Source organism: Serratia sp. LTN-2, from assembly GCF_059740205.1.
This window is the reverse complement of record NZ_JCAXDO010000041.1, coordinates 1-7,709: the sequence shown is the minus strand read 5'-3', so window position 1 is coordinate 7,709 and position 7,709 is coordinate 1. Positions and strand designations below refer to the sequence as shown.

7 protein-coding genes and 1 other annotated feature are annotated in these 7,709 nt (G+C 57.0%); of the genes, 3 read left to right on the top strand and 4 right to left on the bottom strand.

The window, feature by feature from the left end; translation table 11 throughout:
• Positions 1–83 precede the first annotated feature (83 nt).
• The 4 genes from pheA to bamD form a co-directional block, all read right to left on the bottom strand.
• The gene (gene pheA / locus AC6BYQ_RS27815; RefSeq protein WP_042783716.1) at positions 84–1,241 is read right to left on the bottom strand and encodes a bifunctional chorismate mutase/prephenate dehydratase; all 1,158 of its coding nucleotides are present in this window, start codon (positions 1,239–1,241) and stop codon (positions 84–86) included.
• A gap of 42 nt (positions 1,242–1,283) precedes the next feature.
• Positions 1,284–1,410 (bottom strand) — a sequence feature (Phe leader region).
• Entirely contained in the window at positions 1,362–1,409 is a 48-nt protein-coding gene (locus tag AC6BYQ_RS27810) for a hypothetical protein (protein ID WP_101428074.1), read from the bottom strand. It overlaps the preceding feature by 48 nt.
• 122 nt (positions 1,411–1,532) lie before the next feature.
• Complete coding sequence (raiA, locus tag AC6BYQ_RS27805) at positions 1,533–1,874, bottom strand: ribosome-associated translation inhibitor RaiA (protein WP_004932457.1); 342 nt, start codon at positions 1,872–1,874, stop codon at positions 1,533–1,535.
• A 311-nt stretch (positions 1,875–2,185) separates the two neighbouring features.
• A complete protein-coding gene (gene bamD, locus AC6BYQ_RS27800) occupies positions 2,186–2,917 on the bottom strand; it encodes an outer membrane protein assembly factor BamD (protein ID WP_004932456.1) in 732 nt (243 codons plus the stop codon).
• Between the two features lie 131 nt (positions 2,918–3,048).
• Between bamD and rluD the strand changes: the two genes are divergently transcribed.
• From rluD to clpB, 3 genes are all read left to right on the top strand, one after another.
• Positions 3,049–4,026, top strand: coding sequence for a 23S rRNA pseudouridine(1911/1915/1917) synthase RluD (gene rluD / locus AC6BYQ_RS27795; protein ID WP_025159659.1), 978 nt, complete (start codon positions 3,049–3,051; stop codon positions 4,024–4,026).
• Positions 4,026–4,757 carry a purine nucleoside phosphorylase YfiH gene (gene yfiH, locus AC6BYQ_RS27790; RefSeq protein WP_498057860.1) on the top strand — a complete coding sequence of 244 codons (732 nt, stop codon included), beginning with the start codon at positions 4,026–4,028 and terminating at the stop codon, positions 4,755–4,757. Before rluD ends, yfiH begins: the two co-directional genes overlap by 1 nt.
• 130 nt (positions 4,758–4,887) lie before the next feature.
• Positions 4,888–7,461, top strand: coding sequence for an ATP-dependent chaperone ClpB (clpB, locus tag AC6BYQ_RS27785; protein WP_004932446.1), 2,574 nt, complete (start codon positions 4,888–4,890; stop codon positions 7,459–7,461).
• Positions 7,462–7,709: the final 248 nt, after the last annotated feature.

Genomic DNA, 7,709 nt, shown 5'->3' with positions numbered 1-7,709 from the left:
CCTGTTAGGGCGCGGCTGGTAACAGAGCCTTATAGGCGCATATGAAAAACCTCCGGCTATGCCGGAGGATATTTATTATGGTTTCACGACGGGTTGACCGGCACCACGGTGTCGCTCGGGTAACAACCCAACACCTTCAGTGAGCGGGTGATCGGTGCCAGATCGCGCAGTGCTTTTTGCATCGCGTCGGCGCGCAGGTTGGCCTGCACATCGATATAAAACATCTCTTCCCACGGATTGCCGTTGATCGGGCGTGACTCCAGTTTGGTCATGATAATGCCGTTGTCTCGCAGTACCAGCAGCGCTTCGACCAGCGCGCCGGATTGCTGGCCGGTCGCCATGATCAGCGTGGTTTTGGCCGGCACCTGTTCGGAGACGTCGATCGCTTTGCGCGCCAAGACGATGAAACGGGTGATATTTTGTTGCTGGTTGGCGAGGTTGTGCTCCAACACTTGCAGCCCGTACAGCGCGCCGCCGGCTTCGCTACCGAGCGCAGCCACCTTCGGTGAATTCAGCTTGGCGACTTTCTCCATCGCGGCGGCGGTGCTTTCGGTATATTCAATTTTCCAGTGCGGGAAGCGATTCAGGAACTGGCTGCACTGCTGGAACGGCTGCGGGTGGCTATAGACGGTTTCAATCTGGCTAAGATCGCTGTCGCCGGCGATCAGAACGCAGTGGTTGATCGGGTTAGTCAGCTCGCCGACGATCGACAGGCTGGTATGTTGCAGCAGATCGTACACCTCGTTAATCGAGCCGGAGCTGGTGTTCTCGATCGGCAGAATGGCATAGTCCGCCTGGCCGGTTTCCACCTGGGCGAAGATATCCTGAAACTTCTGGCAGCCGCATTCGATCAGCCGATCAAAATGACGGGCGGCGTATTGGCGCGCCGCCAGATGCGAATAAGAGCCTTTAGGGCCGAGGAAGGCGATGCGGGCGGAGTGTTGGCTGACGGGGTTGAGCTGGTGCTGCAGCAGCGCCTGTTGGGTCAGGACGGAATCTTCGATAATCAGTTGAAACAGACGGGTGACGTAGAAGCCATCCAGGTCGTAAGGCTTGGCGGCGGCGATCAGCGCATCCAGCAGATCGCGCTCGCGCTCTTTATCGCGGATCGGGCGGTGAGAGTGCAGCTTGGTCTTGCCGACTTCGATCGCCAGCTCACGGCGTTCCGCCAGCAGAGCCAGCAGTTTCAAGTCCAGTGCGCTGATGCGCTCGCGCAGCACCAATAACGGGTTGTCAGTCATAATCAGCTTCCGCCTTCTGTTCTTATTCGTTGTAAAACAGCCATAAAAAAAGCCCCCTGTCTCCAGGAGGCCTTGTTGTTCGTCTTCGCATTCTTTCTCACACGACGAAACGCCTCCCAGTCAGGGGAAGGTAAAAAAGAATGCGAAGAAAAACGGTGTGCGTGGCATGGTCTACCTAAGGTTGTTGTGAACAGGTTTTAAAGTAACCGCTGGCCTTTAGCCCGTCAACAAAAATACCCGACAAAAAACGCGCCCTCGGGCGCGTTTGATGCGGCAATCGCAGTCGGACGGTTATTCCTGCTCTTGCGTGACTTCCGGCACGATGTCTTTCACGCTGGCATTGCAGCGGCGCGCTTCGCCTTTGTGCTGCACCTTGTTCAACTGGCGCTCCAGCTTGGCGATAAGCTCATTAACGGCGGTATACATGTCGTCATGTTTGGCGCTGGCGACCAGCGGGCCGTTAGGCGTGGTAATGGTAGCGTCGGCGACAAACCCTTGCGGCTCTTTGGATAAGACGATATGCGGGTTAATCAGCTGGGTCTGCCATTTTTCCAGTTTGGTGAGACGGTCTTCGACGTGATTGCGGATGGCGGGAGTGATATCCATTTGTTTGCTGGTAATGTTCAATGTCATATAACTTACCTCTCTGTCTTTCCGTCTTGGTGAGTCCAGCATACCCCGCTTTTTGTTTAAATGCGTGATGTGAATCACGATTTTTTGTCACTTTTTGCAAAGTTAGTTCAATCTGTGATTCAGCATCTGAATTGATTATCTAATGCTTGAGAGTTGCCGCCGGATGGCGCATTATCGATGAGTTGACCGGTGAATAGCGCTCGCTAACACCGTGTTTTTACTTGTGTATTTTTCCAGTAAAACCCGGTCGACGCCAATGAAAACGGCAGCCTGGGCTGCCGTTTGGTTTTTCTATCGTTGCCGATACGCGATTATTGCGGGTTGGCGGCGATCACTTTGGCCACTTTGTCAGCCTGGCCGTTCAGCTGCAGCTGCTTGTAGGCATTTTCCATCAGCGGCAACACGTCGTGCGTCGCTTTGGTATCCGGGAATTCACGCAACATCTGCTCGGCGCGATTAACGACCGCGACGTAAGCACCACGTTTAGTGTAGTATTCCGCCACCGAAAGCTCATACTTGGCCAAGCGGTCTTTCAGATACACCAAACGCTTGTTGGCGTCGGTTGCGTATTGGCTGTTCGGATATTGCTGAATCAACTGGCTGAAGTCGCGGAACGCAGCGCGAGCGTGCTGAGGATCGCGGTCCGAACGGTCAACCCCGAAGAAGCCCTGCAGCGCGCTGTCATCGAGCGCCATGTCGGTCAGGCCACGCATGTACATCACGTAATCGATGTTCGGGTGCGTCGGGTTCAGGCGCATGAAGCGATCGATCGATGCCTGAGCCATCGGCAAGTCGGCAGCCTTATAGTAGGCGTAAATCAAATCCAGCTGGACCTGCTGGGAATACGGCCCGAAAGGATAGCGGTTGTCTAACGCTTCGAGTTGCGTAATCGCGCCCTTGAAGTTACCGTCCTGCAGTTTTTGCTGCGCGGTAGCATAGATTTCCGAAGGTGGGTTGTCGGGAACCGCATCCTTGGATGTGGAGCAACCTGCCAGCGCCAGGCTCAACGTGGCTGCCGCCACCAGATATTTCATACGCGTCATGACGTTTTGATTATCCTCAGGGTGTTATTCCGGGAGACTGTCCGTTAAGCTCCCGACAAAGACCAGGTACAATAGCACATTATATTAAACGGCATCGCCGTGAAAACCCAACGTTAACGAAGAAGCTGCATATGGCACAACAAGTACAACTCACCGCAACGGTGGCCGAATCTCAACTCGGACAACGTTTAGATCAGGCTTTGGCCGAATTGTTCCCTGATTATTCACGATCTCGCATAAAAGAGTGGATCCTGGGCGATCGGGTGAAGGTCAATGGCAAAACGTCAAACAAACCGAAAGAGAAGGTGCTGGGCGGAGAGGCAGTCGCCATCGATGCACAGATAGAAGAAGAAGCGCGTTGGGAGCCGCAGGACATCGCGCTGGACATCGTCTATGAAGACAGCGACATCCTGGTGATCAACAAGCCGCGCGATTTGGTGGTGCATCCTGGCGCCGGCAACCCGGATGGCACGGTGCTCAATGCGCTGCTGCATCACTACCCGGAAATCGCCGACGTGCCGCGCGCCGGCATCGTACACCGTCTGGATAAAGACACCACCGGCCTGATGGTGGTGGCGAAGACCGTACCGGCGCAAACTCGGCTGGTGGAAGCGCTGCAGGCGCGTGAAATCACCCGTGAATACGAAGCGGTGGCGATCGGCACCATGACGGCAGGCGGCACGGTAGAGGAGCCTATCGCGCGCCACTCCACCAAACGCACTCACATGGCGGTGCATCCGATGGGTAAACCGGCGGTGACGCATTATCGCATTATGGAGCACTTCCGTGCGCATACCCGCCTGCGTTTGCGCCTGGAAACCGGCCGTACTCACCAGATCCGCGTGCACATGGCCTACATCAGTCATCCGCTGGTGGGCGATCCGCTGTACGGCGGCCGTCCACGTCCGCCAAAGGGCGCTTCGGAAGCCTTCATCAACACGCTGCGCGGCTTTGACCGCCAGGCGTTGCACGCCACCATGCTGCGTTTGTACCATCCGATCAGCGGCATCCAGATGGAGTGGCATGCGCCGCTGCCGCAGGACATGGTCGATCTGATCAATGCGCTGAAGGCGGACACCGAAGAATTCAAAGATCAGATGGACTGGTAATGAACTCGCTCATTCTGCCTGACTGGCCGTTACCTCCCGGCGTTAAGGCCTGCAGCACCACGCGCGGTGGCGGCGTCAGCCTGGCGCCTTATGACTCGCTGAATCTCGGCGCCCACGTCGGCGACGAGGTGCAAGCGGTGAAGCGCAATCGGGAACGGCTGGTTATCGCCGCCGGTTTGCCGCAAATGCCGGTGTGGCTCGAGCAGGTACACGGCACTCGCGTGGTGACGTTGGCCGGGCAAGCGCCCGCCGATCTGCGGGCGGATGCGGTGTACAGCAATGTGCCGGGGCAGGTGTGCGCCGTGATGACGGCGGATTGTCTGCCGGTGCTATTCTGCTCGCAGCGCGGCGACGAAGTGGCCGCCGCTCACGCCGGTTGGCGTGGGTTATGCCACGGCGTGCTGGAGCAAACCGTAGCGGCGTTCAACGCCGCGCCGGGCCAGATCAGCGCCTGGTTGGGGCCGGCGATCGGCCCACAGCAGTTTGAGGTCGGGCCGGAGGTGCGCGCCGCTTTCATGGCGGAAGACGCCGAAGCCGCGGCGGCGTTTACGCCGCACGGCGATAAGTTTTTGGCTAATATCTACTTGCTGGCTCGCCAACGTTTGTTGCGAGCGGGCGTGCAAGCCATCTATGGCGGCGACCGCTGTACGGTTAACGAAACGAGTCATTTTTTCTCCTATCGACGCGACGGAATAACCGGACGTCTGGCAAGTTTAATCTGGCTGATATAACCTATTGAATTAGGACGATCCAACGACGCATGGCGTTGTACCGAAAATTTAGCGTCGAGATAACCTTGAAAATTTGAGGGATGACCTCATTTAATCTCCAGTAGCAATTTCGACCCATCTTGGAGGTGTTATGCGTCTGGATCGTCTTACCAACAAATTCCAGCTTGCCCTCGCCGATGCCCAGTCACTAGCCCTTGGGCACGACAACCAGTTTATTGAACCGCTACATCTGATGAGCGCCCTGCTCAATCAGGAAGGGGGCACGGTTCGTCCATTATTAACTTCCGCAGGTATCGATGCCGGGCGCGTGCGCACCGAGATCGAACAGGCGCTGTCCCGTTTACCGCAGGTAGAAGGCACCGGTGGCGACGTTCAACCGTCCCACGAGCTGGTGCGCGTTTTGAACCTGTGCGACAAGCTGGCGCAGAAGCGTGCGGACAAATTCATTTCTTCCGAGCTGTTTGTGCTTGCGGTGCTGGAAGACCGCGGCTCGCTGACCGACTTGTTGAAAGCGGCTGGTGCGACGGCCGACAAAATCAGCAAAGCCATTGAACAAATGAGAGGCGGTGACAGCGTGGAAGATCAAGGCGCCGAAGACCAACGGCAAGCATTGAAGAAATATACCATCGACCTGACCGAGCGCGCCGAGCAGGGCAAGCTTGACCCGGTGATCGGCCGTGACGAAGAGATCCGCCGCACCATTCAGGTGCTGCAGCGCCGTACCAAAAACAACCCGGTGTTGATCGGCGAACCTGGCGTGGGTAAAACCGCCATTGTCGAAGGCCTGGCGCAACGCATCATCAACGGCGAAGTGCCGGAAGGGCTGAAGCACAAGCGCGTATTGTCCCTCGATATGGGCGCTTTGATCGCCGGCGCCAAATACCGCGGCGAGTTTGAGGAGCGCCTGAAAGGCGTGCTCAACGATTTGGCCAAGCAGGAAGGCAGTGTGATCCTGTTTATCGACGAACTGCACACCATGGTCGGTGCCGGGAAGGCGGATGGCGCGATGGATGCGGGCAACATGCTGAAGCCGGCGCTGGCGCGCGGCGAACTGCACTGCGTCGGTGCCACCACGCTGGATGAGTACCGCCAATATATAGAGAAGGATGCGGCGCTCGAACGTCGTTTCCAGAAAGTGTATGTAGCGGAGCCGAGCGTGGAAGACACCATCGCTATCCTGCGCGGCCTGAAAGAGCGTTACGAACTGCACCACCATGTGCAGATCACCGACCCGGCCATCGTGGCGGCGGCAACGCTTTCGCACCGTTATATCGCCGATCGTCAATTGCCGGACAAGGCTATCGACCTGATCGACGAAGCGGCGTCCAGCATTCGCATGCAGATGGATTCCAAGCCGGAATCGCTCGACAGGCTTGAGCGCCGCATCATTCAATTGAAGCTGGAACAGCAGGCGCTGAATAAAGAGTCTGACGATGCCAGCAAGAAACGCCTGGAAATGCTCAGCGATGAGCTGGGGCAGAAAGAGCGCGAGTATTCGGAGCTGGAAGAAGAGTGGAAAGCGGAAAAAGCGTCGCTCTCCGGCACCCAGAACATCAAGGCTGAACTCGAACAGGCCAAAATCACTCTGGAGCAGGCGCGGCGCGTCGGCGATCTGGGGCGGATGTCGGAACTGCAATACGGCAAAATCCCTGAGCTGGAGAAACAGCTCGCCGCCGCCACGCAGGCCGAAGGCAAGAGCATGAAGCTGCTGCGCAACCGGGTGACCGATGCGGAGATTGCCGAAGTGCTGGCGCGCGCCACCGGGATCCCGGTTGCCAGAATGCTGGAAGGGGAGCGTGACAAGCTGCTGCGCCTGGAGCAAGAGCTGCATTCGCGGGTTATCGGCCAGGACGAAGCGGTCAGCGCGGTTTCCAATGCGATTCGCCGCAGCCGCGCCGGGTTGTCCGATCCGAACCGGCCGATCGGTTCATTCCTGTTCCTCGGCCCGACCGGGGTGGGTAAAACCGAGCTCTGCAAGGCGTTGGCTTCGTTCTTGTTCGACAGCGACGACGCCATGGTGCGTATCGATATGTCCGAGTTTATGGAGAAGCACTCCGTCTCTCGTCTGGTCGGCGCGCCTCCGGGCTATGTCGGTTACGAAGAGGGCGGCTACCTGACGGAAGCCGTACGCCGTCGGCCTTATTCGGTGATCCTGCTGGATGAAGTCGAGAAAGCGCACCCGGACGTGTTCAACATCCTGCTGCAGGTGTTGGATGACGGCCGCCTGACCGATGGTCAAGGTCGCACCGTCGATTTCCGCAATACCGTGGTGATCATGACGTCCAACCTGGGTTCGGATCTGATCCAGGAGCATTTCGGTCAGATGAACTACGCGCAGATGAAAGAGTCGGTGATGGAGATGGTGAGTCACCACTTCCGTCCGGAATTTATCAACCGTATCGATGAAGTGGTGGTGTTCCATCCGCTGGGCGAGAAACATATTGCTGCGATCGCCAAGATTCAGCTGTCGCGTCTGTACAAGCGTTTGGAAGAGCGCGGTTACGAAGTGACGATGACCGAGCCTGCTCTGGCGCTGTTGAGCAAAACCGGTTACGACCCTGTCTATGGCGCGCGTCCGTTGAAACGCGCTATTCAGCAGGAGATCGAGAATCCGTTGGCGCAGCAAATCCTGTCCGGCAAGCTGATCCCCGGCAAGCTGGTGACGCTGGATGTGGAAAACGACCATATCGTCGCACGCCAATAACGGCGATTAAGCGTAATAAAGATAAAAGGGAGCGGGCGACCGCTCCCTTTTCTTTATCTTCGTTTGCTCCTGTTTGCTCCTGTTTGCAGGGTTTGTCGCTATTACTGCGCTAAAACCGGTATTTTTTGACTGATAAACATCCTAAAAAGGCGTTTTTGGTGATTATTTGAACGCTTGAAAAGTTTTTTGCAATTAGGGGTTGCGGCCCGCCGAGAACTCCCTATAATGCGCCTCCACTGACCGGGAAC

Excerpts from the sequence above, each read along its gene's own strand:
- pheA (WP_042783716.1), bottom strand. The coding sequence starts at position 1,241 with ATGACTGACAACCCGTTATTGGTGCTGCGCGAGCGCATCAGCGCACTG.
- rluD (WP_025159659.1), top strand. The coding sequence starts at position 3,049 with ATGGCACAACAAGTACAACTCACCGCAACGGTGGCCGAATCTCAACTC.
- bamD (WP_004932456.1), bottom strand. The coding sequence starts at position 2,917 with ATGACGCGTATGAAATATCTGGTGGCGGCAGCCACGTTGAGCCTGGCG.
- raiA (WP_004932457.1), bottom strand. The coding sequence starts at position 1,874 with ATGACATTGAACATTACCAGCAAACAAATGGATATCACTCCCGCCATC.
- yfiH (WP_498057860.1), top strand. The coding sequence starts at position 4,026 with ATGAACTCGCTCATTCTGCCTGACTGGCCGTTACCTCCCGGCGTTAAG.
- clpB (WP_004932446.1), top strand. The coding sequence starts at position 4,888 with ATGCGTCTGGATCGTCTTACCAACAAATTCCAGCTTGCCCTCGCCGAT.